General features: G+C 50.9%; 23 protein-coding genes and 1 riboswitch. Of the genes, 13 read left to right on the forward strand and 10 right to left on the reverse strand.

What is annotated here, in order from left to right:
• Window positions 1–18: 18 nt before the first annotated feature.
• From LKE53_03845 to LKE53_03855, 3 genes are all read right to left on the reverse strand, one after another.
• Window positions 19–654 carry a riboflavin synthase gene (locus tag LKE53_03845; GenBank protein MCH3971893.1) on the reverse strand — a complete coding sequence of 212 codons (636 nt, stop codon included), beginning with the start codon at window positions 652–654 and terminating at the stop codon, window positions 19–21.
• Window positions 639–1,739, reverse strand: a complete 1,101-nt coding sequence (ribD, locus tag LKE53_03850; protein ID MCH3971894.1) for a bifunctional diaminohydroxyphosphoribosylaminopyrimidine deaminase/5-amino-6-(5-phosphoribosylamino)uracil reductase RibD — start codon at window positions 1,737–1,739, stop codon at window positions 639–641. The genes LKE53_03845 and ribD overlap by 16 nt, the downstream gene beginning before the upstream one ends.
• A gap of 170 nt (window positions 1,740–1,909) precedes the next feature.
• A riboswitch (FMN riboswitch) is annotated at window positions 1,910–2,025 on the reverse strand.
• A gap of 87 nt (window positions 2,026–2,112) precedes the next feature.
• A complete protein-coding gene (locus tag LKE53_03855; protein ID MCH3971895.1) occupies window positions 2,113–2,400 on the reverse strand; it encodes a DUF1294 domain-containing protein in 288 nt (95 codons plus the stop codon).
• An 82-nt stretch (window positions 2,401–2,482) separates the two neighbouring features.
• On the opposite strand from LKE53_03855, the gene LKE53_03860 reads away from it, so the two are divergent.
• Window positions 2,483–3,778 carry a family 10 glycosylhydrolase gene (locus tag LKE53_03860; GenBank protein MCH3971896.1) on the forward strand — a complete coding sequence of 432 codons (1,296 nt, stop codon included), beginning with the start codon at window positions 2,483–2,485 and terminating at the stop codon, window positions 3,776–3,778.
• 3 nt (window positions 3,779–3,781) lie between these two features.
• On the opposite strand, the gene mtaB is transcribed toward LKE53_03860, so the two are convergent.
• The 3 genes from mtaB to LKE53_03875 all read right to left on the reverse strand — a co-directional run bounded on the left by mtaB (window position 3,782) and on the right by LKE53_03875 (window position 7,551).
• Entirely contained in the window at window positions 3,782–5,062 is a 1,281-nt protein-coding gene (mtaB, locus tag LKE53_03865) for a tRNA (N(6)-L-threonylcarbamoyladenosine(37)-C(2))-methylthiotransferase MtaB (protein MCH3971897.1), read from the reverse strand.
• 31 nt (window positions 5,063–5,093) lie between these two features.
• The gene (locus LKE53_03870; GenBank protein ID MCH3971898.1) at window positions 5,094–7,001 is read right to left on the reverse strand and encodes an ABC-F family ATP-binding cassette domain-containing protein; all 1,908 of its coding nucleotides are present in this window, start codon (window positions 6,999–7,001) and stop codon (window positions 5,094–5,096) included.
• Window positions 7,002–7,116: 115 nt separating this feature from the next.
• On the reverse strand, window positions 7,117–7,551 hold the full coding sequence (locus LKE53_03875; GenBank protein ID MCH3971899.1) for a hypothetical protein: 435 nt from the start codon (window positions 7,549–7,551) through the stop codon (window positions 7,117–7,119).
• A gap of 132 nt (window positions 7,552–7,683) precedes the next feature.
• Between LKE53_03875 and LKE53_03880 the strand changes: the two genes are divergently transcribed.
• From LKE53_03880 to nrdR, 3 genes are all read left to right on the forward strand, one after another.
• Complete coding sequence (locus LKE53_03880; GenBank protein MCH3971900.1) at window positions 7,684–8,667, forward strand: asparaginase; 984 nt, start codon at window positions 7,684–7,686, stop codon at window positions 8,665–8,667.
• Window positions 8,668–8,721: 54 nt separating this feature from the next.
• A complete protein-coding gene (locus tag LKE53_03885; GenBank protein MCH3971901.1) occupies window positions 8,722–9,567 on the forward strand; it encodes a sugar phosphate isomerase/epimerase in 846 nt (281 codons plus the stop codon).
• Window positions 9,568–9,634: 67 nt separating this feature from the next.
• Complete coding sequence (gene nrdR / locus LKE53_03890; GenBank protein MCH3971902.1) at window positions 9,635–10,117, forward strand: transcriptional regulator NrdR; 483 nt, start codon at window positions 9,635–9,637, stop codon at window positions 10,115–10,117.
• Window positions 10,118–10,190: 73 nt separating this feature from the next.
• Here nrdR and LKE53_03895 read toward each other — a convergent pair whose 3' ends face one another.
• The 3 genes from LKE53_03895 to LKE53_03905 form a co-directional block, all read right to left on the reverse strand.
• Window positions 10,191–10,571 carry a DUF4363 family protein gene (locus LKE53_03895; protein MCH3971903.1) on the reverse strand — a complete coding sequence of 127 codons (381 nt, stop codon included), beginning with the start codon at window positions 10,569–10,571 and terminating at the stop codon, window positions 10,191–10,193.
• A complete protein-coding gene (locus tag LKE53_03900) occupies window positions 10,568–11,182 on the reverse strand; it encodes a DUF421 domain-containing protein (GenBank protein MCH3971904.1) in 615 nt (204 codons plus the stop codon). Before LKE53_03900 ends, LKE53_03895 begins: the two co-directional genes overlap by 4 nt.
• Before the next feature lie 177 nt (window positions 11,183–11,359).
• Window positions 11,360–12,613 carry a glycosyltransferase gene (locus LKE53_03905; GenBank protein ID MCH3971905.1) on the reverse strand — a complete coding sequence of 418 codons (1,254 nt, stop codon included), beginning with the start codon at window positions 12,611–12,613 and terminating at the stop codon, window positions 11,360–11,362.
• A gap of 250 nt (window positions 12,614–12,863) precedes the next feature.
• On the opposite strand from LKE53_03905, the gene LKE53_03910 reads away from it, so the two are divergent.
• The 9 genes from LKE53_03910 (at window position 12,864) to dhaS (ending at window position 23,365) form a co-directional block, all read left to right on the forward strand.
• Window positions 12,864–13,928, forward strand: coding sequence for a glycosyltransferase (locus tag LKE53_03910; GenBank protein MCH3971906.1), 1,065 nt, complete (start codon window positions 12,864–12,866; stop codon window positions 13,926–13,928).
• Between the two features lie 9 nt (window positions 13,929–13,937).
• Window positions 13,938–15,161 carry a glycosyltransferase gene (locus LKE53_03915; protein MCH3971907.1) on the forward strand — a complete coding sequence of 408 codons (1,224 nt, stop codon included), beginning with the start codon at window positions 13,938–13,940 and terminating at the stop codon, window positions 15,159–15,161.
• Window positions 15,162–15,172: 11 nt separating this feature from the next.
• Window positions 15,173–16,645: a UDP-N-acetylmuramoyl-L-alanyl-D-glutamate--2,6-diaminopimelate ligase gene (locus LKE53_03920; protein MCH3971908.1), complete on the forward strand. Its 1,473-nt coding sequence runs from the start codon at window positions 15,173–15,175 to the stop codon at window positions 16,643–16,645.
• A gap of 102 nt (window positions 16,646–16,747) precedes the next feature.
• Window positions 16,748–18,115, forward strand: a complete 1,368-nt coding sequence (locus tag LKE53_03925) for a UDP-N-acetylmuramoyl-tripeptide--D-alanyl-D-alanine ligase (GenBank protein ID MCH3971909.1) — start codon at window positions 16,748–16,750, stop codon at window positions 18,113–18,115.
• A 158-nt stretch (window positions 18,116–18,273) separates the two neighbouring features.
• Window positions 18,274–18,711 (forward strand): hypothetical protein, encoded by a 438-nt coding sequence (locus LKE53_03930; GenBank protein MCH3971910.1) that lies wholly within the window; start codon window positions 18,274–18,276, stop codon window positions 18,709–18,711.
• Between the two features lie 251 nt (window positions 18,712–18,962).
• Window positions 18,963–20,006, forward strand: coding sequence for a SpoIVB peptidase (gene spoIVB, locus LKE53_03935; protein MCH3971911.1), 1,044 nt, complete (start codon window positions 18,963–18,965; stop codon window positions 20,004–20,006).
• A 127-nt stretch (window positions 20,007–20,133) separates the two neighbouring features.
• Window positions 20,134–20,889, forward strand: coding sequence for a sporulation transcription factor Spo0A (gene spo0A, locus LKE53_03940; protein ID MCH3971912.1), 756 nt, complete (start codon window positions 20,134–20,136; stop codon window positions 20,887–20,889).
• Window positions 20,890–21,074: 185 nt separating this feature from the next.
• Window positions 21,075–22,724, forward strand: coding sequence for a dihydroxy-acid dehydratase (gene ilvD, locus LKE53_03945; protein ID MCH3971913.1), 1,650 nt, complete (start codon window positions 21,075–21,077; stop codon window positions 22,722–22,724).
• A 44-nt stretch (window positions 22,725–22,768) separates the two neighbouring features.
• A complete protein-coding gene (gene dhaS / locus LKE53_03950) occupies window positions 22,769–23,365 on the forward strand; it encodes a dihydroxyacetone kinase transcriptional activator DhaS (GenBank protein ID MCH3971914.1) in 597 nt (198 codons plus the stop codon).
• Window positions 23,366–23,416: 51 nt separating this feature from the next.
• Here dhaS and LKE53_03955 read toward each other — a convergent pair whose 3' ends face one another.
• Window positions 23,417–24,319: a patatin family protein gene (locus LKE53_03955; protein MCH3971915.1), complete on the reverse strand. Its 903-nt coding sequence runs from the start codon at window positions 24,317–24,319 to the stop codon at window positions 23,417–23,419.
• Window positions 24,320–24,342: the final 23 nt, after the last annotated feature.

Consider the following 24,342-nt stretch of genomic DNA (forward strand, 5'->3'; position numbering starts at 1 on the left):
ATTTTGCCCTCCGGTTTATTAAATGTTTAAGCTTTTTGCGAAAACGGTGTTGCCGGGCTGCATTTCGCAAAGTCCCAGCAGCTTTTCAGTATATTTTGCAAGAATGTCCGTTTCCAGATTTACGGGGTCTCCTTTTTTACGGTATTTTAAAGTGGTATGTTCGACAGTAAAGGGAATAATTGAAACGGAAAAATTGATGTCGGTCACTTTCGCTACGGTCAGACTGATACCGTCTATTGCAACAGAACCTTTTTCGGCAACGTAGCGCAGCAGGTTCTTTTCTGCACGGATTGTAAACCAAACGGCGTTGCCGTCAGAGAAAACGGCCGTCACGGTGCCAGTGCCGTCAATATGGCCGGAAACCACGTGTCCGCCAAAGCGGCCGTCTGCAGGCATTGCCCGCTCTAGGTTGACCGGGCTCGTTCGGTGCAGCAGCTTTAGGGCGGTACGATTCATGGTTTCGTGTACAGCGTCTGCTGTAAATGAATGTGCAGAAAGATGCGTTACAGTCAGGCAGACGCCGTTTACTGCAATGCTGTCGCCTGTTTTTGTGCCGGCGAGTACTGTGTCCGCATGAATTGTCAGCGCAGCAGATACCGCGCCTTTTCGGATGGACTCGACAGAACCGACTTCTTCGATTATTCCTGTAAACATGGTAGCACCTTGCTTTCCAGCAGAATATCGTTTCCGAGCCGCGTCACAGCGGGCGGGGAGAGGGGAAAAGCTGCCTGCGGTGTGGCTGCACCGGTACCGTCGATCGGTGATTTCGCCAGGTCTCCGCCAAAAAGCTTTGGCGCGATGTAAGCTTGCACTTTCTGAACAATGCCGCTTTCCAGTGCAGACCAATTCAGTGTGGCGCCGCCCTCCAGCAGGACACTGTCAATTTTTCGTCTGCCAAGTTCCTGCATCAGCGCGTGCATATCCACGTGCCCCTGCTTTTCCGGAAGCTCTAAGATTTCACACCCTGCAGCGGAAAAAGGGTTCTGCCGTGCTTTGTCTTTGCAGCAGGTTGCAAACAGGGTTGGCACCTCTGCAGCAGTTGTTACGACCTGTGCAGAAAGGGGAGTGCGCAGATGTGTGTCGCAGAGAATGCGCAGAGGATTTCTGCCGCTGGGCAGGCGGCAGGTTAGAAGCGGGTCATCCGCCAAAACGGTGCCCACCCCGGCCATGATTGCTGCACAGCGGTTTCGGTCCTGGTGCACTTTTGCGCGCGCTTCCTTTCCAGTTATCCATTTGGAAAGGCCCGTGGCTGTGGCAATTTTACCGTCCATAGTCATAGCGTATTTTAAAATGACATAGGGCATGCCTGTTTGAATATAGTAAAAAAAGATTTCATTAAGCGAATCGCATGCTTCTTTCAGCACACCTTCTGTGACGGCAATGCCGCGCTCCCGCAGAATCCGCACGCCTTTGCCGGCTACCAGCGGGTTTGGGTCAGAAGAGCCGATGACAACACGGCTGATTTTGTTTGCAATGATGGCATCCGTACAGGGGGGCGTCTTTCCCCAGTGGCAGCACGGTTCCAATGTTACATAAAGAGTTGCACCCTCCGCAGATTCTTTGCAGCTGGAAAAGGCGTTGCGTTCAGCGTGTAGTTCGCCGTATTTTTCGTGATAGCCCTGTCCAATAATGCGACCGTACTTTACCAGCACCGCGCCGACTAAAGGGTTTGGGTTGACTTTTCCGCAGCCTTTTTTAGCGAGCGTGAGCGCCAGCTGCATATATGACTCGTCTGACATAAAAAGCCTCCTTTTACAGAAAAAAGCGCCCGAACAGACAAAACTGCTCAGGGCGCTCTGCAAAAAAATATGGTTTGGCCGCAAAAACGAAAAAGCTCTGAAATGCTGCGGCATTTCAGAGCAAATATACACAAAGAGACCTCTGCCCAAAATGGGCAGGCCATATTCTTTCGTATCTTCTTCTATTCAGACTATTACTGCCGGCCTCGGAATTTCACCGAATCATGCCTTGCGGCTCGTGGGCTTTACCACCGATAGGGAATTGCACCCTGCCCTGAAGATCTTCTATTCATTTGTTGTTATTATAACCAGGTATTGTAAAACTGTCAAGCTTTTTAAAATTTTTGTTTCTCTTTTCGTAAATATTACCAAATCACAGCAGCCAGCCGCTGTGGAGAAGCCAAAACAGCAGAAGCAGCTGCAGGGCAAAAATGACCGGAATGCCGACCATGAATTTTTTGTGCAGGGTCTTGTGGTGAATGGCGCGCATAACAAGGTACATTGCGGCACTGCCGCCAAGGGCGCTCAAGAAAAGCAGGGTGCTTTCGGGGACACGCCAGCGGTGCTTTTCGGCTGCACGCTTGTCCCATCCTGTGACAATGGCAGAGACTGCACTGATTCCGCAGAAATAAATGAGTAAAAGCTTTGCTGCTGCAGACATTTGCGCTTTTTCTCCTTTCCAAATTTTTATAATGACAGATGGAATAACAGAATGGAAAATCAACAGACAGGAGGAAACAGGCATGGTTATTTCGCTGTTTCACAAACACAGGCAGGCGGCGGCCCTACTGATGCTGGCTTTGGCGGTGCTGGCAACCATGGCGGCCAAACAGTTTGGTACAGGAAAGCAGAGCGCCAAGGCTGCTTCACAAAGCACCACCGCTGCAGTAAAGGCTGCCGCTCCTTCGACGCAGAGCAGCCAACCAACTGCTGCGGTGGGGGCGAAAGCCAGCAGCACAGAGATGCGTGCAGTATGGGTGCCGTACTACACGCTGAGCCTTTCGGGAAAAAGCGCAAAAGATGAGAATGCCTTTATACGGTATTATACTGAAATCGTGCAGAATGCGAAAGCGCGCGGTATGAATGCCGTTGTCGTGCATGTGCGTGCTTTCAGTGACGCGATGTATCCCTCTCAGTATTATCCGTGGTCTAACATGACCGGAAATACACAGGGGGTCAATCCCGGGTATGACCCGCTCAAAGATATGGTTTCTATTACGCATGCCGCGGGTCTGCAGTTTCATGCGTGGCTGAATCCGCTTCGTGTGCAGCTAAATGGCTCGCCATCTATTTTGGCACAAAACAATCCGTGGAATCTGTTTGCAAAAGACCCCGCAAAGGCGGGCTGGGCGGTCAGCTACGAAAGCGGCAAATACCTTGACCCTGGTTTTGAGGGGGTGCGCCGCTACATTGCTGCAGGCGCTGCAGAAATCGCAAAAAAGTACGCAGTAGACGGGATTCAGTTTGACGATTATTTTTACCCGGAGGACGGGGGAGATGCGTTTGACGCTGTTTCATACAAAGCCTACTGTGCAGGGAAAAAAACAGGGCAAGCCCTTTCCCGTGCAGAGTGGCGCTGTGCCAATATCAACGACCTGCTTTCCAAGACCTACCGCGCAGTAAAAGAAAACCGCCCGCAGGCGGCCTTTGGCGTTTCCCCACAGGGCAATCTGCAAAACGACAAAAAGATCGGAGCAGACGCCGCTGTTTGGTGCCGGACCAGCGGGTATGTCGACTACATATGCCCACAGGTGTATTACAACTACAATAATCCAATCCTGCCGTACGACAAAGCGGTGCAGACTTGGCGCAGCTTAGTTACCGCAAAAGGGATAAAGCTGTATTTTGGCCTTGGCCTTTATAAAGCCGACAGCGGCGCTGACAGCGGCGCATGGAAAGACAGCACCAACACCATTGCACGCCAGATTGAAACCGCACGCACCCAGCGTTGTGATGGATTTATGATTTTTTCTTATGAAGATTTGCTTGTTCCCGGGCGAAAACAGGAAGTGGAAAACGTTATGAAGCTGTTTCAGTAAAGTTTAGGGAACCAGTATCCCATTGCAGTCATCGTCTGCTGCTTCTGTAATTTTGACCGGCAGAATCTTTCCAGTCAATTCTTTTTCGCTTTTTATAAAGACAGGGGTGTAGTTTGGCGTATACCCCTCCAGAGCACCGTTTTCCCGGCGGCGCTCAAATAAAACGGGTTCGGTTAAGCCGACCTGCTGCTGCAAAAAGGCGCTGCGCGTTTCCCGGGTGACAGCAATCATTCGGTGACAGCGGCGCTCTTTTTCTGCTTTTGGCACTTGTCCGGGGAAATCTGCTGCACGGGTTCCCGGCCGCTGCGAATACGGGAACACGTGCACTTTTGCAAAGGCAATTTCCCGGGCAAAGGCAAGGCTCTGTCTGAATTCTTCCTCTGTTTCACCCGCAAAACCAACCATAATATCCGTGGTCATGGCAGCGTTTGGAAAAGCGGCCCGCAGGTTTTGCACAATTGTGCGGTATTCATTGGCAGTATAGTGGCGGTTCATTCGCTTTAAGGTGGCGTCGCAGCCGCTCTGCAGGGAAAGATGAAACTGCGGGCACAGTTTTTTTTGTGCGGCCAGGCGTGCAATAACCGGCGGGGTCAGCTGCTCCGGCTCAAGCGAGCCGAGCCGCACACGCTGAATACCATCAATTTGGCAGGCGGCGTCGACTGCATCACACAAGTCAAGCCCCAGGTCCTGCCCATAGGCGGGCAGGTTAATACCGGTCAGCACCACTTCTTTGTAGCCGTGCCTGCCAAGCTGTGCCAGTTCGTCTTTTAAGTCGTTCAGCGGCTTTGAGCGCACCCGGCCGCGTGCGTAGGGAATAATGCAGTAGGTACAAAAGCGGTTGCAGCCGTCTTCTATTTTGACAAAGGCGCGGGTCCGCTCGTAGAAGTCTGTGACTTCCATTGATTCAAACTTTTTACCGTGCGGCTCAATATCGACAATCCGCTGATGGGTGGAGAGGTACTGCAGAATATGCGGCACCAGAGAAGCGCGGTTGGAGTTACCCAAAACAATATCCGCGTCAGAAAGAGCGGCCGATTTTTCGGGGAAAGCCTGTGGCATACAGCCGGTCAGAATCAAGACGGCAGTCGGGTTTTCCCGCCGGGCGCGGTGCAGGGTTTGGCGGACTTTGTGGTCGCTTTGTGCAGTGACTGTACAGGAATTGATTAAAATAATGTCAGCCGGACCGTCGCAGACGGTAAAGCCAGCCTGCTCCAGCATTTTCAGCATGGCCTGTGTTTCGTATTGATTTACTTTGCAGCCTAATGTAATGGCGGATACTTTCATGAAAAAATTCCTCTTTTGTATCGGTTCAGTTTTACTGCGCAGTCTCAACCTGCTGAGAAAGTGTTTCCCAGTCCTGCAGCAGACGGTCATCTTTGGCCTTTGCGTCCTGCAGCTGCTGTGTCAGGTCCAGTGCTTTTTCATAGTCGCTGGCAGTTTCCGGATCAGACAGCTGTTGGTTCAGGCCGCTCATCTGTGTCTCCAGTTTGTCTATGCGGTCTTCCAGGCGCCGCAGCTGTGCCTTTTGTTTGCGCAGAGCGGCCTGCTGCACTTTGCGCTGTTGATATTCATTTCCTTTTGGCTGTGTTTCTTTCTGCGCCTGCTCCTGTTGTTCCTGCTGCACTTTGCGCTGCTGCAGAAAGCTGTCGTAGCTGCCGGTGTATGGAATGGCCCCATCGGGTGTCAGCCAATAGATACGGTCAGCCAGTTTATTGATTAAATACCGGTCATGCGAAATAATAAAGAGTGTACCCTCATACTGCTGCAGGGCTGCTTCCAGTGCTTCTGTGGAGTAGATGTCCAGGTGGTTGGTCGGTTCGTCCAGCAGCAGAAAGTTTGCTTTGCCCAGCATCAGCCGCAGCAGCAGCACACGGGCACGCTCTCCGCCGGAAAGTGCGCTGACCGGCTTAAACACGTCCTCATCGTGAAATAAGAAAACAGCCAGTGCAGAGCGGACCTCGGTTTCGGTCATCTGCGGGTAAGCGTCCCAGATTTCGTCGATGACGCGCTTTTCCATGTGCAGGTTGGTCTGCAGCTGGTCGTAATAGCCGATCGAAACATTGGTGCCAAAGCGCACACTGCCCTCTTCTGGATGGTACTGCCCTAAAAGTGCCTTAAATAAAGAAGTCTTGCCGCAGCCGTTTGGTCCCAGCAGAAAGACCCGCTCACAGCGGTGAAGCTCCAAAGAAACATTTTGAAACAGCGTATTTCCGTCAAAAGAAAGTGAAAGATCTTCGGCGGTCAGCACATCGTTTCCGCTACGCTGCGGCACCGGAAAGGAAAACGCCAAGTGCTCTTCCTTTGCTTCCGGTGTAACCAGGGTAGTCTCTAAGCGGGCAATCGCTTTTTCTTTGCTTTCAGCCGTTTTAATACTCTTTTCGCGGTTCCAGCGCTTGAGCTGTGTGACAACACCCTCCAGCCGCTGAATCTCGTGCTTTGTGTTTTCATATTGACGCTCTTCAGAGAGAGAATTTAGATTTTTCTGCTCCTGAAAAGCTGTGTAGTTTCCCTTGTAGGTTGTCAGGTGCCCGCCGTGCATTTCAAAAATGCGGCCGCACAGGCGGTCCAGAAAATAGCGGTCATGCGAAATAACCATAAAAGCGCCGTTCCAGCCACGCAGAAAGTCTTCCAGCCACTCTACGCTTTGAATATCCAAATGGTTGGTTGGCTCATCCAGCAGCAAGAGGTTTGCGCCGGAGAGCAGCATCTTTGCCAGCTGCAGTTTTGCCCGCTGTCCACCACTTAAAACGCCGACTGTTTGCCCCATCTGCTCGTCCGTAAAGCCAAGACCCAAAAGAGCGCTGCGGGCACGTGCTCTGCAGGTAAGGCCGCCCTCCTGTACAAAGCGGTCATTTAAAACAGCCTGCCGTGCAATGCGGTCGTCGGTGGGGTGAACAGTGATTTCGTTATTCAGTTCATTCAGTTCATTTTCTATTTTCAGCAGGGGAGAGAAAACCGTGAGTACTTCAGCGTACGCGGTGCGGTCTAGGTCGCGGCAGACGTGCTGCTCCATATAGCCTAAAACAGTGCTGTTGGCTTGATAAAAGCTGCCGGCGTCCGGCGTATATTCCCCTGTCAGGGTTTTAAAGAGGGTCGTTTTTCCAGAGCCGTTTACACCAACCAAACCAATACGGTCATTCTGCTGTACCTCAAAAGATACATCCTGAAAGATCGTATTGGAACCAAAACTCTTTTCCAGGCTGCTTACGCCGAGTACTGCCATGTTGTTTCTTCGTCTCCATCTATGTATAAGATAAAAAATTTACTGTATTCTATGTATAGGCCTTTTTGCAAGGCCTATTTAGCTATTATACTGAAACAGGGCGCCAAAAGCAAGTTTACAGCATGCCTTTCAGCTGCTCAATGGACTTTTCCTCTTCACGAATCAGGTCTTCGGCAAGCTTGCGCGAGTCACTGTCCGCTTCGGGCAGGTCATTCAGGCGCTTTTGCAGATCGACAATTCCCATTTCGGTACCCTGTATCATCATTTCTGCAAGATGCCCGGCAGAGCTGTCTGCAAGTGTGTTCATCTGTATGCCGCCCCACAGCATAGCTTTCTGCATAGGCTTGCTGCCTTCTTTCGGGGCTTTTCCTTTGTTGGTCAATAGCTTTTTTGCGCGGCGCTCGGTTTCCTCGTAATTCCCCAGCTGGCTCATTATCTGGTTTCGCATATTGCTGTCTTCTACTTTTGGCAGCAGCAGGTCGGCAGCCTGTGCACCCATGCTGCACACTTTATAGACTTCGTCCAGTATTTCTGTGTTTTCTCCCGGCATTTTTATGCCCTCCTTTTGTTTGTAGTATTTTGTCCGAAAGAGGCGCGGATAAACTGGACAAGCGGCCTTTTTCTGTGCTATACTTTACAAGCGTACTTCTAATATTTTCTAAAAAGTAAAAAAGAGTATTTCATGAAAAAAATTTTACTAATTGCTACCGGGGGCACAATTGCTTCCTGCAAAACAAAAGACGGCCTGACTCCTGCGCTTTCGCCGCAGATGCTGCTCTCTTATATTCCGGAATCTGCGGCTTTCTGTAAAGTGGATCCGCTGCAGATCCTCAATATCGACAGCACCAATGTCCGGCCGCAGCACTGGCTGCTTATGGCACGTACAGTACAGGAGAACTATAAAAATTACGATGGATTTGTCATATGTCATGGCACAGACACCATGGCGTATACAGCCGCAGCGCTCTCTTATCTGGTGCGTGACCCGGACAAGCCAATCGTAGTGACCGGTTCGCAGAAACCAATCGATATGGATGTAACAGACGCGAAAACGAATTTGCTTGACAGCCTGCGCTGGGCCTGCGGCGGGGTGGGTGGTGTCTGCATTGTGTTTGGCGGAAAAGTGATTGCCGGCACACGCGCCAGAAAAAGCCGTACCAAAAGCTACAATGCCTTTTCCAGTATCAATTTTCCGGACCTTGCTGTTATTCGTGATGGCAATGTCATTCGGTACATCAATCCGGAAAAACCGCAGGGACCTTTTTTTTCTAACTGCTTAGATACCGCCGTTTCTGTTTTAAAGCTGACGCCGGGCCTTTCTGCAGAGGCTTTTTCAGCGATCGGCAGTTTGTGCAACGGCCTGATTATTGAGAGCTACGGCGTCGGCGGTGTGCCAGATCTGTATGCTGATGCCCTTGCACAGCTGACAAAAGAGGGAAAGGTGGTCGTTGTGGCAACACAGGTGCCGCATGAGGGCAGCGACATGGCGGTCTATCGTGTCGGCCATGTGGCCAAAGAGCGCTTTGGCTTGCTGGAAACCTACGACATGACCATTGAGTCTACCGTGACCAAACTGATGTGGGTACTGGGGCAGACACGCGACCCGCAGCGTGTAAAGAGCCTTTTTTACCAGACTATCAATTACGATGTCCTTTGGGTGCAGTAAAGTGCGGGGCTTTTTTCTTTTACTGCAGCATATCCATAAATAGGGGGTGTTCTTTTGCAAGTTGGAATTTCGACTGCGTGCCTTTACCCGGCACTGCTGGAAAAAAGCCTTGCAGAGCTGCTGAAACTCGGCTTTCGGCGCTTTGAGTTTTTCTTTAACACAGTCAGTGAACTGCAGCCCCAATATGTGCGCGGCCTTGCGGAGATGATGCACCGGTATGGCGCAACCGCAAAAAGCGTGCATCCCTTTACATCCGGATATGAAAGTTTCCTGCTGTTTTCCGGGTATGAGCGCCGCTTTGAGGACACTGTAGAGTTTTACAAATCTTATTTTGAGGCGGCAAATATTTTGGGTGCAAACCTGCTGGTGCTGCATGGCCAGCGCCTTGAAAAACAGGGAGATATGTCGGCAGAAGCATATTTTGAGCACTACCACAAACTGCTTGAGACCGGCCGCTCTTTTGGCATAACGGTCGCACAGGAAAATGTCAATCGCTTTCGCAGCAGCGACCCGCCTTTTCTGGTGCAGATGCGCAGCTATCTGCACAATGACTGCGCTTTTGTTTTAGATATCAAGCAGTCTGTGCGGGCGGGGTACAGCCCGTTTGAGACTTGTGCAGCAATGGGGGAGCAGCTGGTGCATGTGCACCTGAATGACAACAACCTGCCGGGAAAGACCTGCCTTCTGCCGGGCTTTGGCCGCATGGATTATTCCCGTCTGATGCATCAGCTTGTCCGCCAAAACTATCAGGGCGACTGCATTATTGAGGTGTACCGCAGCAGCTTTGACAAGCCTGCAGAGCTACTGCAGGCAAAAAAAACAACCGAGCAGCTGCAAGGAGAGTTCGAGCAGCTTGCGGCGGTGCCATATGTCTGCAAGCCCAATTTGCAGACATTGTAAGGAATGGTTTGTTTGATACTTTGACGTTGCTTTAGAGAGGACAGCAGGAAATGAGGTATGAAAACAGATGAAGTGCCCGTTTTGTGGCTATGGTGAGAGCAAAGTAATCGATTCCCGGCCGACAGATGAAGGTGAGCGCATTCGCCGCCGCCGTGAGTGTCTGAAGTGTAGTAAGCGCTTTACCACTTACGAGGTCATTGAAACAGTACCGATTATTGTAATTAAAAAAGACAAATCGAGGGAAGTGTTCGACCGCAACAAACTGCTGCGCGGGCTGCTGCGTGCCTGCGAAAAGCGCCCGGTTTCTTTGGCAACGCTGGATCAAGTGGTCAATGAAATCGAAACCAAACTGCAGAATTCGCTTGATCGAGAGGTAGAGTCCTCTCAAATCGGTGAATATGCAATGGAAAAGCTAAAGGATATCGATGAAGTTGCCTATGTCCGTTTTGCTTCTGTTTATCGGCAGTTTCAGGATATCAATACTTTTATGGATGAGCTAAATCAAATTATGCGGTCCCGCCAAAAAAAAGCTGAACCGTCAAAGAAATAAAAGATACTGAAATGATAAAAGGGCCCTGCAGGAATCAAAACCGCAGAAGCCCTCTTTTTATTTTAAAGCGCGATTACAGAATATTCTGCAGCAGCGGCAATTCGCTTTCGCGCAGGTTTTCGGCCAGCGTTTTTCCGCGGGCACATTCGCTTTCAAACTGCCCTAAGTTGTCGCAGCGGGAAAGGTCTGGCAGGGTCGCCAGAGTTTGGTCGATGGCTTCTAAGCGGGAGTGGGGCTGAAACGTGCACAAAATCTGGTGCGACTTCTGCCAGTCGCTGCAGGCTTTGCTGCTGAAAGCGTAGGCACTTTTTGCGTCGTTGGCCTGTGCAGCCTGCTGTGCTTTGTCCAGCGTGCCCGCAAGGCTTTCCGTAAGCACTTTTGTAGTATGACTGCCTGCAAAGCACAAAAAGATTGCTGTAATAAAGATGGCTGCTGCAATCGCCATGCGCTTCATACACGCTCCTCCTTTGGAATAATTTGAAAATCGCCTTTTGTATTTGCGGTCATAATAAAAATGTCCTCGGCGCGCACATTCTTTTGGCGCAGGGTATCGTTCAGCCAGGTAAGGCTTTTGCCGCACAGCTGCAGCGCTGCATTGCTGATGTTTCCGTCACTGACAACAACGGTTTCAATGCCGGTGTTTGGTACGGCAATGCCCAGCATGCCGGCAGTGGGCTGCTCTTTGTCGGGCTTTTTAATCACGCTCATGCGGCCGTCTGTTTCGACAATGGCATAGGCCACGTCTTTTAAAGAAAACACATTCTTTTCCCGCAGCTGCTCAAATAGATCCTCGGTTGTCAGGCGCAGTTTGCGCATTTCGTTCTGTTGAACAGTTCCGTCTGCAATAATGATAATGGGTTTGCCACAAATCAACCTGCGGAAACCGCCGCTTTTCATCATAGACCATGAGGTTACCAGCTCACAGACTACCAGAATTGCAATCGGCAAAATGCCGCTCACCAGCGGCTGCCCGCTGTCCTGCATCGGAATTGCCGCAATATCGGAAATCAGCAGCGTTACCACCAGTTCACTGGTTTGCAGCTCACTGATCTGCCGCTTTCCCATCAACCTGACCGCTGCTATAATGAGTATGTATAGCAGCAGAGTACGAATAAAAGAAATTGTCATGTTTTATCACCGCAGACTAGTCTTTGCAAACCGCCGCAAAAAATACGCCTAACGAAAAAGAAGCCGGCTCTTTCCACTTTAGAAAGAACCGGCTGCCTTGTATTTTGATTTGAATTAAAAAGGCTGAATCGTCTGTGCGAAAGCCTCAAAATTTTTGTCCGCCTGAAATGACTTTTCCCACAAAGCCCGGCAGGCGGCCCTTTCAGCAGCAGCTTTTTCGGCCGGCTGACCAGCGGCTGCCTGAAGTGCTTTTGCCAGCACTTCAGGGGTCAGGTCCGCAGGCAGCAGCTGACCGGTTTCACCGGTGCGCACCAGTTCACCGGTTCCGCCAACGTCTGTTGCTATTGCCGGTATGCCAAAAGAGGCAGCTTCTATAATGGAAACCGGCAGGCCTTCACTGCTGCTGGTGTTTACAAAGAGATTGACCGGCGTCGTTTGGTAAAAAGACATCAGGTCTTTGTTTGGCATAGCGCCGCGCAGGTCCGTTTCCATAAATGCAAGATGTTCTTTTGCAAAAGAACGCAAACTTTCCAGTGTATCGCCGTCACCAATATGGGTCCATTTTAGTTTGATACCGCTGTCCTGCAGAAGGGAGAGCGCCTGCGCCAGCAGTTCTACACGCTTTACCGGGGCAATATGGCAGCAGCTGACAATATGAAAAACATCTTTTTGCGGTACAGGGCCAAGGCCGTAATCGTGGGTGCCAAGATAAGAGGTGTGCACCTTTCCGCGGCCTTCCGGCCAATGCTTTAAAATATAAGCGGTGCCGTCATTACTGCAGGGATAGACAGCGTCCAGGTCTTTGAGTAGATAGGGGCGCAGCGGCAGGTAACCGCTGGGCTGCCGTTCCTGGTACAGATCATACCGGTGTGCCCGGCAGACCGCCTTGCAGGATTTTACCGGACAGTATTTTTTCAGTTGGTTTGCAGCCACGGCAACATCGTAGAACCAATAGGCGTAAAAAGTAACGCCATCGTACTGCGCCAGGTTATTTGCCATCAGCTGCTTTCTGCATTCGCCAAACACCAGTTCACTTTTGGCAATGAAGTAATGCAGAAAAGCCCATGCTTTGGGGCTTGCTACTGCGGCTTTGCGCTCGTCACGGCCGGCAAAGCCATGCTTGTTTCTAGAAAACAAAAGCGCTACCGCGGCGGCGGGCAGCCTGCGGCGGATACTGCTTGCGGCAATCCGGCAGACCGTCACATTTTCAGGTACCGTACGGGTCTGCTGAGCGTTGTCAGCCGTACTGGTCGCAATTAAAAATATGTGATTAAAGGACTTCGCCAAAAAAGAGATTTCGTCCTCAATAAATTCTTCCCCTTTGTCAAACGGGTAGACCTTTGTAAGCATAACAAGACAGTCTTTCATCCGTCTTCCTCCCCAATGCAGCCCATGCGGCTGTGCAGTGCATTTCAGCTTTCTATATCAGCATACAGAATAGCATATTCGCCGCAATTTTACAAGTATTGCCGCAGCGTCAGGCAATTTTTCGTTGTATTGAAGAAGTTGGAATGCTATAATGAAAGAACAATATGCTCGGCTTTTTAGCTGAGCAGGCCTCTGTTTCACCGGCACCGCTTTTTTGAGCGGAAAATGAAAATTTAAAGGAGCCTGCAATTTGAAACTTTCTATTATCATTCCTGTATACAATACCCAGCAGTACTTAAAGGCTTGTGTAGAGAGCATTCTTTCCCAGCCTTTTTCCGATTTTGAGCTGCTGCTCATCAATGATGCTTCCACCGATGATTCTTTGGCGGCAGCTCGTGCCCTAGAGCGGCAGGACCAGCGCGTTACCGTTTACGACAAACCGCATGGCGGCTTGGGCGATACCCGCAATTTTGGTGTACAGCGCGCGCAGGGCGAGTACCTGCTCTTTGTCGATTCCGATGACTGGATCGGGGAAGACACCCTTTCTAAAGTCGTTGAGCCGGCTTTGGCGGCCCAGGCGGATTTAGTCGTTTTTGATTTTATCCGTGAAAATACTGCCTGCAAAGTCTGCCGTACATGCAGCCTGCCGGTAAAGGCACCAGATGCGTCTAAAGAGACCAACCGCAAAATGCTTGAAGAACTGGTTGGCCCGGATGCCGGCAGTACGCCGTGGCGCAGTGTGGATATGATTGGCAGCGCGTGGCGCCGCCTTTACCGCAGAGAGTGGCTTTTGTCACACAAAATCGCTTTCCCCAATGAAGAAAAGGTTATGCTAGAGGATCTGCCTACCAGTATCAAGGCACACTGCCTCTCTCAAAAGACACTGTTCTTAAGCGTCCCACTGTATCATTACCGCTATAATACAAATTCTCTGAGTACGCGCTACCGTCCGTACAAAATGAAAAAGCTTTCCCAGTGCTTTCAGCTGACTGCTTCTTTCTTGAAGGAACAGCAGATATATACCGAATTGGAACCCCGCCACTTGGCGTGGTATTTGCGAAATGCGGCACACAGCTCCCTGGTCAATGTTTTTAGCCCCGGCAATCTGAAAGAAAAGAGCGGCAAAAAAGACGAGATTCATGATATCCTTGCGGACCCAACGCTGCGCCGCGCTGCAAAGAGCCGCTACCTTTGCGGCGGCACCGCTGCCGACCGCTTGATTCGCTCTGTCATTGGCACCGGTTCTGTCGGCATTGCCTATGCGTTTTACAGCAGGTACGCAAAGCACCTGCAGAATAATACAGATAAGCAGTAGGAGTCATTTATGTCAAAGAAACAAATTCTTTTTATCAATTATTCCCTGCACAGCGGCGGAATCGAAAAAAGCCTTGTTACACTGCTTTCCTTGTTTGATTATGACAAGTACGATGTTGATTTGCAGCTGTTTGCAAATGAGGGCCTGTTTTTGCCGCGTGTGCCAAAGCAGGTGCATTTACTGCCGCCGCTTTTCCCAAAAGAATACCGCCTCAATGTCCGGCAGGCGGTGCCTGCACTGCTTGGCGGAGGTCACCCTCTGCTGGCTTTGTGCCGTGCCGGTGTCAGCGTTGGCGGCCTGCACGGGACAATGGGCGAGCGCCTGGTGAAAATGTGGAAATGCGAGAGCCGCTTTGTCAGGGATAACCCAAAGACCTATGATGCGGCGGTTGCCTATATGGAGGGTCAGCCTATTTATTACTGTGTGGGCCATGTGCGTGCAAAACGCAAAATAGGTTTTGTCCACGGCGACTACACCGCCATGGGCCTTGACCGCACATTCGATACGCCGTATTTTGACAAGCTTGACGCTGTCTGCACCGTGTCAGAGTCCTGTAAAGCAGCGCTGCAGACCAACTTTCCGCAGGACGCTCAAAGGTGCCATGTGCAGTACAATCTGCTTTCGCCGAAGCTTTTGCGGCAGATGGCCGAGGAGCCCGCACCTTTTTCAGATTCTTTCAGCGGTCTGCGGGTGCTGTCTATTGCGCGCCTTTCTGAGCAGAAAGGGTTAGATCTCGCTGTGCCTGCGGTTGCAAATCTGCTGAAACAGGGCATTCCGTTTCGCTGGTACATCATCGGCGTTGGCCCGTGCAAAGAGTCGCTTGCAGCACAGATTCAGGCGCTTGGCGCCGAAAAAGAGATTGTCTTCTTAGGGGAACAGGGAAATCCGTATCCGTTTATTAAGGCATGTGATATTTACATGCAGCCTTCCCGCTTTGAGGGCAAAGCCATTGCGGTCGATGAGGCTATGGCACTGTGCAAACCTATTTTGCTGACGGATTTTTCCACTGCAAAGGACCAAGTCACCGACGGCGTAACCGGCATGATTGTACCGATGTCGCCGGAGGGAATCGAAAAGGGCCTTGCCCGCCTGCTGCAGAACAGTGCCCTGCGCCAATCTTTTTCACAGGAACTCTCAAAACACGATTATTCTAATATTGAAGAAATACAGAAGTTTTATGCGCTGATCGACGGCATACAGCCCGCAGAAAATACAATCCATCAAGAAAAATGAGGGGTACAAAAATGACAATCAAAGAATTGCTGGAAGATATGCCTTGTCAAGTCACCGGCTCTGCGGATACAGAGGTGACCGGCATTGTCTATGATTCCCGTCTGGTCAAGCCGGGAAGCGTTTTCATCTGCCTGGTCGGCAGCAAAACAGACAGCCATGTTTACGCGGCACAGGCAGCACAAGACGGCGCTGCTGCTGTGGTCACGCAGCATGAGATTCCACCGATTTCCTGCACAGAGATTCGTGTCAGCGACACCCGTGAAGCGCTTGCGCTGCTTTCTGCCGCATGGTTCGGCCACCCAGCGAAAGAACTCAAAGTCATCGGTGTCACTGGCACCAAGGGAAAAACAACCTCTACGTATATGATCCATTCTATCTTAGAGGCCGCAGGCATTACGACCGGTATTATCGGCACGATCGGCACGGTCATCGGCAGTCAGCTGATTAAGACCAACAATACTACGCCGGAGTCTTACGATATACAAAAATTTATGCGCATGATGGTAGACGCCGGCTGCAAAGCCTGTGTTTTAGAGGCAAGCTCTATCGGTTTGCGCGACCACCGGGTAGATGGCTTTACATTTGATATCGGTCTGTTTACCAATTTCAGTGAAGACCATATCGGCGGTTTGGAACACAAGAACATGGAAGAATACCTTGCCTGTAAAGCGTTGCTTTTTAAAAAATGCCGTCTGGGCATTGTCAATATTGATGATGCAAACTGGAAAGGCGTTACCGCAGGCCATACCTGTACTTTGACAACCTATGGCTTTGGCAGTGAGGCAGAGCTGCGCGGAGAAAACACAAAGCTGGTTTCGGCCCCCGGCTATCTTGGCATTGCATTTGATTTGTGCGGCAGCATGCAGGGAAGCGTGCGTGTTGACATTTCCGGCAAATTCAATGCGTACAATGCACTTGGTGCGGTTGCGGTCTGCCAGCAGTTCGGCGCTACGCTGGAAGATGTGCGTAAAGGCCTGGATACGGTCAAGGTAAAGGGACGCGTAGAGCCGGTCGAGGTTCCCGGAAATTACACACTGCTTATCGATTACGCGCATAATGCGGTCAGTATGCAGAATATTTTGACAACCTTGCGCGAGTATCATCCGCGCTGCCTGGTCTGCATGTTTGGTGCCGGCGGCAACCGCCCGAAAATCCGCCGCTATGAAATGGGCGAGATGAGCGGTAAATTAGCGGATCTTTCCGTTATTACAGCAGATAATTCCCGCTATGAAAAGGTCGAGGATATTCTGGCGGATATCGAAGTAGGCCTGCATAAAACGGATGGAAAGTATATTGTCATTCCCGACCGCCGCGAGGCTATCAAATATTGTATGGATCATGCCCAAAAAGGCGATATTGTCGTTTTGGCTGGCAAAGGACATGAGGATTATCAGGAAATTAAAGGCGTCAAGTATCCGTTCGATGAGCGGGACGTTATTCATGATATTTTAGTACAGGAAGGCAAACTCCCTGCGGAAGAATAAGGACTTTTTCAAAAGCAAACAGATCTGCAGAAATGGTGCAGCGCGCGCTGCACCATTTTTCTGCAAACGGTGTCGGAAGCAAAAAAGGAAAGGACAGCCAAAATGAAAATTACAGTACAAGAAGCGGTGCAGATGTGCGGCGGCAGGCTGCTGTGCGGAGATGCGGAAAGCGTGATTACCTCTGTCACAACGGACAGCCGCACGGTTTGCCCGGGTTCTCTGTTTGTTCCGATTAAAGGTGAAAAAACGGATGCGCATATCTATATTCCGGCGGTATTTGCTGCCGGTGCGACAGCGGCTTTCACACAGGAAAACCTGCCTGCCCCGGCAGCAGGTGCCCTCATTGCGGTGCAAGATACTTCCGCTGCTCTGCAAAAGCTGGCTGCGGCTTATCGCCGCCGCTACTTAGGCCCAGTCGTCGGTATTACCGGCAGCGTGGGAAAGACAACAACCAAAGAAATGGTGGCTCTTTCACTTTCTGCACGCTACCGTGTGATGAAAACACAGGGAAACCAAAACAGCCAAATCGGCGTACCGCTTACTATGTTCCAGCTGGATGAGAGCACCGAGGCGGCTGTTGTAGAGATGGGCATGAGCCAGTTTGGTGAGATGGCGCGTTTGGCGAGGATTGCTGCGCCGCAGTTTGCCATTATGACAAATATCGGAATTTCTCATATCGAAAACCTGCATTCGCAGGAAAATATCATGCGCGAAAAACTGCATATTACAGATGGCTTTACACCTGAGTCAGTGCTGATTTTAAATGGTGACGACAAAATGCTTGCAACCCTGCGGGGAAAGCTGCCGTTTCATACAGAATTTGTCGGTACAGCACCGTGGTGCAGCTATCGGGCTGTACAGGTTACCGCACAAAACGGCGGCATGCACTTTTTCCTGCAGCATGGGCAAACGCTTTTGCCGGTGGCCATTCCGGTCTTGGGTATGCACCAGGTGACAAATGCGCTTGCGGCGCTTGCAGCTGCGGATGTTCTGCATATCCCGCTTGCCGAAGCGGCAAAAGCGCTTGCCGCATACAAGCCGCTTGCCATGCGCCAGCAGATTCATAAAGCTGCCGGTATGACAGTCATTGACGATTCTTATAACGCCAGTCCGGACGCTGTACGCGGTGCACTGGATGTCCTGTGCAGTTTTCCGCACCGGCGGGTCGCCGTGTTGGCGGATATGCTGGAGCTGGGCACCGCATCGCAGCAGGCACACCGGGCATGCGGCCGTCATGCTGCACAGGCGGGCACAGACCTGGTGGTCACAGTAGGGCTGCAGGCCAGGGAAATCGCCGCAGGCGCTCGCGAAGAGAATCCTAAGCTGCCTTGCAAAAGCTGCAGCAGCAATCAGGAAGCAATTTCTTACTTGAAAGAAACGCTGCGTCCGGGAGACACCATTTTGGTCAAAGGCTCACGCGGTATGCACACCGATGAAATTGTTTCGGCTATTTTGACATTTTCTTTTTAAATTTGCATAAAATACAGAAAAAGCCCCTGCTTTAAAAGGAATGCGCTTGCCTTTTTCATCTCTCTATGATAACATGTAACTTGTTTGTTACATTTGGGTAACAATAGCGTAATTAATGATTTTTCGCTTCAATACGCTATTTTGGGGAGGAATTCTTTATGAAAAAGCACAGGCTGCTTGTGCCGGCAATGGTGCTGGCAGTGGCCGCTTCTGTGCTGCTGTTTCCCGGTGCTGTGCGAGCGGCTTCCAATGGGACAGGCACGGACTCTGCTGCCTCTGTGCAGAGTGTTTCTGTCCAGAATTCAGAAAAAGAAGCGGGAAATGCACAAAACGTTTTGCAGCTCTCCGCCGGTGCTGTTGCTGCTGTGCCGACAGAGAGGTACAGTGTCGCTTTGCCTGCTGCAAAAAGTGAGGCTACAGCCATTCAGACGGCGGTAAAGGAGCAGCGCATCGGCGGCATTGGCTTTTTTCTGGTGCTGCTCAGCGGCATCCTTTCAGGGATGGCAGTTGTTTCCCGCGGCCGTCGCGGAAAACTGAAAAGCAGCCCGATTGACCTTGGCTCTAAGCACGGCCGTGCAAATGGCCCGCTCATTTAGAATGAAATAGCAAAAAGAAGACCGGCATCGTCTTTGTACGCTGCCGGTTTCATTTTGTAAAAATAGTTTTGTGTTTTTGTAAAAAGGACCTTTCTGTTTTTGGCAAAGCAGGATTCCGTCTTTTTACAAATGCGTCTGTCTGCCGAAAAATTCGTTTATGCGCACCAGTTCATGCCGCCGGGTGTCTATATTTCCAGTCGTAACGGCACCTCTGTGAGGAAAAGTAACCTTGCGGCTGAGGAGGTGCGCTTATGATAACGAAAAAAAACGGAAAACAGATGGCAGCTGTGCTGGCTGCCGCGCTGCTGCTCAGTACAGCGGCGGCTTCGGCGGCAGGTCCGCCGGTTGCGCTCACTGCCAGTGCAGGTGTGTGCATGCTGGTTCCATGCGGTACTCCTTTTGGAATCAAAATGCTTACAAATGGGGTTGTCGTAGTGGGTACAGCGGATTTGCAGACCTCCACGGGGGCGGTGAATCCCGCGGCGAAGGCGGATGTGCATGTTGGGGATATCATTCGTACGGTCAACGGTAAAGCAGCGACGGGCAATGACCAGCTGGGGCAGATGATTCAAAGCAGCGGCGGCAAAGCCCTACAGCTGAAGCTGCTGCGCGGCGGTACCGAGCTGACGGCAAGCTTGCTGCCTGTACAGAGCGCAGGCGGCTGGCGGGCCGGCTTGTGGGTGCGTGACAGCGCCGCCGGGGTCGGTACCCTGACTTTTTACGACCCACAGACCAAAACCTTTGCCGGCTTAGGACATGGCATCACTGACCCGGACACGCACACCATTATGCCGTTTGGCTGCGGCGATATTGTGCCGGTTACGGTTTCAGGCGTTCGCAGCGGCACGCCCGGTTCGCCTGGGGAGCTGGAGGGCTATTTTACTTCGGATTCTCCGATAGGTACGCTGTACGCGAATTCCGAACGCGGTGTTTTTGGCAAAATGAAACAGGCACCCAGTGGTAAGGCGGTACCCCTTTGTCCGGCAAGTGAGGTCAAAAGCGGCCCCGTACAAATTTTATGCACAATAGACGGCGGTGCGCCAAAAGCATACAGTGCAGAAATTGAGCTGCTGAATATCCGCGGAACGCAAAACAAAAATATGATTCTGCACGTAACCGATGAAGCGCTGCTCAGCAAAACGGGCGGCATTGTGCAGGGAATGAGCGGCAGCCCTGTTTTGCAGCAGGGACGCTTAGTAGGCGCTGTCACGCATGTCTTTGTCAATGACCCCACGCGCGGATATGGCATCCTTGCGGAAAATATGCTGAAAGGCGAAAGCGCCTCTGCTGCCTAAAAAGCGGCAGAATTTTGCGGCGTTTGCGAATAGTGTTCCCCAAAAAGAAAAATATTTCAATAATCTATTGCCATTTATACCAATATATGGTAATATATTCATGTAAAAATTCTTAGGGGGACTAAATATGGATAACAGCATAAAACTCATGATTGCCAACGAAAACCCGGAATATCAGCAGGAGAGCACCCATGTCTTTGAGGAGAACGGATTCCAGGTAACCTATACCCAAAAAGACGGCACCAGCCTGCTCAAAGCGATTGAAACCGACCAACCGGACGCCGTGCTTGCGCCCATCTTTATGCCCGGCCTGGATGCAGTTGGGGTGCTGAATGCTTTAAAAGAAGACCACATGAAGCATCAGCCGGCATTTGTAGTCGAAAGCAACTTTACCAGCCCGACAATCGAGCGCGAAGTGCTTTCTTCCGGTGCAGCCTATCTTGCAGTGCAGCCTTATGAAACAGTTCAGCTTGCCCACCGCATTCGCCAACTGCTTACTATGGAAAATCCGGCAATGCCTTGCCAGGAAACACTGGAAATTCAGGTGACAGAAATTCTGCACCAAATTGGCGTGCCGGCGCATATTAAGGGTTACCATTATCTGCGCGATTCCATTCTCATGGCTGTTGAAAATCCAGATATTATCAATGCTGTTACCAAACAGCTTTACCCCGGTGTAGCTAAAAAATATGGCACAACACCCTCACGGGTAGAGCGCGCAATTCGCCATGCGATAGAGGTCGCGTGGGACCGCGGAGATGTGGATATTTTAAATTCTTATTTCGGCTACACTATCCACAACACACGCGGCAAACCGACTAATTCTGAGTTTATTGCCATGATTTCCGACCGCCTGCGCCTGCATATGAAAACGGCTGGCTGAGTTTTTTGTACAACCCTTTTCTGCCGCTCAAAAAGGTCCTTTTAGCAGTTCTTTTGCTGAAAGGACCTCATTTTTTTGACAAAACGGCAAAAGTGTTTGACAGGCCCGCAGATATTCTTTATAATAAGTCATACCTAACAATTTATTATTCAATCAGCCACCTGCTTTGGGAGGGAACATACGTAATGAACAGTGATGCAATTAAAAAAGACGTACCAAAACGCGCTTTGTTTCATGCGCTTGGTCTGACGAATGAAGAGATTGACCGCCCGCTAATCGGTGTTGTCAGCTCTTACAATGAAATCGTCCCAGGCCACATGAATATCGACAAAATCGTTCAGGCAGTGAAGACAGGCGTCTCCATGGCCGGCGGCACACCGCTCGTTTTTCCGGCGATTGCCGTTTGTGACGGTATTGCCATGGGTCACCGCGGCATGAAGTACAGCTTGGTTACACGCGAGCTGATTGCGGATTCTACAGAGGCGATGACCATTGCGCACGCACTGGATGCTTTGGTTCTGGTCCCAAACTGCGACAAAAATGTTCCCGGCCTGCTGATGGCTGCAGCGCGGCTCAACGTACCGGCAATTTTTGTCAGCGGCGGCCCCATGCTTGCAGGACGCGTGCAAGGGAAAAAGACCAGCTTCTCCAGTGCCAGTGAGGCAGTGGGTGAATACGCTGCAGGCCGCATTTCAAAAGAAGTACTGGATGAATACGAAGCAAATACCTGCCCAACCTGCGGCAGCTGTTCCGGTATGTACACAGCCAACAGCATGAACTGCCTGACAGAGGCACTGGGCATGGGCCTACGCGGCAACGGCACCATTCCTGCTGTTTATTCTTCCCGTCTGCAGCTTGCCAAACACGCCGGTATGCAGATTATGAAGCTGCTCAAAGACAACATCCTTCCGCGGGACATTATGACCATGGATGCTTTTGAAAATGCTCTGACGGTGGACATGGCCCTCGGCTGCAGCACCAACAGCGCCCTGCACCTGCCAGCAATCGCACACGAGTGCGGGCTGGAGCTTAATCTCGATATCCTCAACAATATCAGTGCACATACACCAAACCTGTGCCATTTGGCACCAGCAGGCCATACCTATATTGAGGACTTGAATGAAGCCGGCGGCGTTTATGCCCTGATGAATGAGCTGGCTTCGGCCGGCCTGCTGCACACGGACTGCATGACCTGCACCGGCAGGACCGTGGGCGAAAACATCAAGGGATGTATCAATAAGAATCCGGAAGTCATTCGTCCGCTCGACAATCCATACAGCAAAACCGGCGGCATTGCGGTTTTGCGTGGCAATTTGGCACCAGATGGCAGTGTCGTAAAACGCAGCGCTGTTTCTCCCGAGATGCTCAGACACAGCGGCCCTGCCAGAGTCTTTGAGAGTGAAGAAGAGGCAATGTCAGCTATTTTGGGAGGCAAGATTCATGCGGGCGACGTGGTTGTCATTCGCTATGAAGGCCCGAAAGGCGGCCCTGGCATGCGTGAAATGCTGAATCCGACGTCCGCCATTATGGGCTGCGGTTTGGGCAGCAGTGTTGCCCTGATTACAGACGGCCGCTTTAGTGGAGCTACCCGCGGCGCCGCAATCGGCCATATTTCGCCAGAGGCAGCTGTGGGCGGCCCGATTGCTCTTGTACAGGAAGGCGATACGATTGAAATCGATATTCCAGCGAATACCATTCAGCTGGATGTTTCGGACAAAGAGCTGGCTGCCCGCCGTGCCCAGTGGAAACCGAAAGAGCAGCACGTAACCGGCTATTTGGCGCGCTATGCGGCTTTGGTTACTTCCGGCAGCAAAGGAGCAGTCCTCTCACTGTAAAGCAAAAGAAAAGGAACAGCAGCAAAGGTAAAGGAAATGATGCTATGGCAGATTCAAATATCACAAAAAAGGCACTTGCCGATGCAATGAAATCATTGATGCAGGAAAAGTCGTTTTCTAAAATCAGCATTAGTGACATCTGCACCCGCTGTTCGATGAATCGCCAGAGCTTTTACTATCATTTTCGCGATAAATACGATTTAGTAAACTGGATTTTTTACACAGAATTGATCGAGCGCCTTTATAAAAAAATGCCGAACAGCGGCTGGAACCTTTTGTTGGATGTTTGCAGCTATTTTTACGATAACCGCCAGTTTTACGTCAATGCCCTGCAGGTAACCGGGCAAAATTCCTTTACCGATTACTTTGCTGATGTTATGCGGGCAATTGTACAGCCCTATTTTGAGGAAATTTTCAGCGGTAGCACAGAAGACGAAAAAGACATGGAGTACTATGTGCAGCTTTTTACAGATGCCTGCAAAGCAGTTATTTGCCGCTGGCTGTTTGACTGGCCGGATATGCAGCCTGCACAGTTCGTAGCGCTTCTGCGCAGGGCGGTTGTCAGCTCTTCTAACTGCGTGATGCAGGATGAGGAACAGAAAAAGCAAGGCACGACAGCTGCGGATAAAGCACAGAAATAAAAAGGCCGCCTGTATGCAGTGTTTTGATCTGCGTACAGGCGGCTTTTTTACTTATTTTTTCAGTGGAACGGAACTTGCGTCGGGGAAGCCTGCCGGCCAGAGCGGCAGGGTAAGGCCCCAGGTTTTCTGTGCACGCTGCAAAGCTTCTTTTCCTTTTTCAAGACCAATGTTGTAGGCTGCCAGCAGCTGCTCGTGGTTTGTGCCAAAACGGTCAAGCGGCAGCGGTTCGTCCGGTGCGGCGATAATAGCGCTGCCCATGTGTTCCATGCGCTGAATGGTCTGCAGCATACTATTGTAAACCTTGTGGCGCGTATCCATAATGTGCACCAGTGCCGGATAATGCCGGTATTTCTGCGCATAGACCGGTCGGCCAATCTGTGGTTCTTTCCGGTAGCCGCGTTCGCGGGTCAGTACAATTATCAGCTTGTCACAGCCGTCTGCCAGGGCTTTCTGTATAGGAATCGGCGCTAAAAGGCCGCCGTCCAGGTATTCGCCGCCCTTATACGGCACGACTGGTGAAAAGACTGGCAGCGAGCAGGAGGCACGCAGCACTGTACACGGCGGCACAATTTCTTCTTTGCCAAAGTAAATGGTCTTTCCCGTATGCACTTCTGTAGCGCCCGCATAGAACTTACAGGGATTCTTTGCAAAAGTTTCGTAATTAAACGGGTCCAGCTCTTCCGGAATTTTGCCAAAGATATAATCCATGCCAAAAAGGGATTTTGTTTTGATAAAATTATGCAGACTGATATAGTCTTCCTGTCCCGCATAGTTTACAGTGGTGCGCAGGCCGCGCTCGTACTGCATAGAAACATAAGAAATGCCGATTGAAGCTCCGGCCGACACACCGACCACTTCATCAGCCATAAATTTTTCCTGCAAAAAAGCATCCAGCACGCCGGTAGAGTAAATGCCGCGCATTCCGCCGCCTTCCAGCACAATACCAATTTTCATGTCTATTCGCCTCTTCTTCGTCA

The organism is Oscillospiraceae bacterium, assembly GCA_022483045.1.
Lineage (GTDB): Bacteria > Bacillota > Clostridia > Oscillospirales > Acutalibacteraceae > Caproicibacterium.

Coding starts and splice junctions, on each gene's coding strand:
- LKE53_03955 (MCH3971915.1), bottom strand. CDS start 24,319: ATGAAAATTGGTATTGTGCTGGAAGGCGGCGGAATGCGCGGCATTTAC.
- dhaS (MCH3971914.1), top strand. CDS start 22,769: ATGGCAGATTCAAATATCACAAAAAAGGCACTTGCCGATGCAATGAAA.
- LKE53_03925 (MCH3971909.1), top strand. CDS start 16,748: ATGAAAATTACAGTACAAGAAGCGGTGCAGATGTGCGGCGGCAGGCTG.
- spo0A (MCH3971912.1), top strand. CDS start 20,134: ATGGATAACAGCATAAAACTCATGATTGCCAACGAAAACCCGGAATAT.
- LKE53_03880 (MCH3971900.1), top strand. CDS start 7,684: ATGAAAAAAATTTTACTAATTGCTACCGGGGGCACAATTGCTTCCTGC.
- LKE53_03845 (MCH3971893.1), bottom strand. CDS start 654: ATGTTTACAGGAATAATCGAAGAAGTCGGTTCTGTCGAGTCCATCCGA.
- LKE53_03860 (MCH3971896.1), top strand. CDS start 2,483: ATGGTTATTTCGCTGTTTCACAAACACAGGCAGGCGGCGGCCCTACTG.
- ilvD (MCH3971913.1), top strand. CDS start 21,075: ATGAACAGTGATGCAATTAAAAAAGACGTACCAAAACGCGCTTTGTTT.
- LKE53_03875 (MCH3971899.1), bottom strand. CDS start 7,551: ATGCCGGGAGAAAACACAGAAATACTGGACGAAGTCTATAAAGTGTGC.
- mtaB (MCH3971897.1), bottom strand. CDS start 5,062: ATGAAAGTATCCGCCATTACATTAGGCTGCAAAGTAAATCAATACGAA.
- LKE53_03930 (MCH3971910.1), top strand. CDS start 18,274: ATGAAAAAGCACAGGCTGCTTGTGCCGGCAATGGTGCTGGCAGTGGCC.
- LKE53_03920 (MCH3971908.1), top strand. CDS start 15,173: ATGACAATCAAAGAATTGCTGGAAGATATGCCTTGTCAAGTCACCGGC.
- LKE53_03915 (MCH3971907.1), top strand. CDS start 13,938: ATGTCAAAGAAACAAATTCTTTTTATCAATTATTCCCTGCACAGCGGC.
- LKE53_03855 (MCH3971895.1), bottom strand. CDS start 2,400: ATGTCTGCAGCAGCAAAGCTTTTACTCATTTATTTCTGCGGAATCAGT.
- spoIVB (MCH3971911.1), top strand. CDS start 18,963: ATGATAACGAAAAAAAACGGAAAACAGATGGCAGCTGTGCTGGCTGCC.
- LKE53_03900 (MCH3971904.1), bottom strand. CDS start 11,182: ATGGGAAAGCGGCAGATCAGTGAGCTGCAAACCAGTGAACTGGTGGTA.
- nrdR (MCH3971902.1), top strand. CDS start 9,635: ATGAAGTGCCCGTTTTGTGGCTATGGTGAGAGCAAAGTAATCGATTCC.
- ribD (MCH3971894.1), bottom strand. CDS start 1,739: ATGTCAGACGAGTCATATATGCAGCTGGCGCTCACGCTCGCTAAAAAA.
- LKE53_03895 (MCH3971903.1), bottom strand. CDS start 10,571: ATGAAGCGCATGGCGATTGCAGCAGCCATCTTTATTACAGCAATCTTT.
- LKE53_03905 (MCH3971905.1), bottom strand. CDS start 12,613: ATGAAAGACTGTCTTGTTATGCTTACAAAGGTCTACCCGTTTGACAAA.
- LKE53_03870 (MCH3971898.1), bottom strand. CDS start 7,001: ATGGCAGTACTCGGCGTAAGCAGCCTGGAAAAGAGTTTTGGTTCCAAT.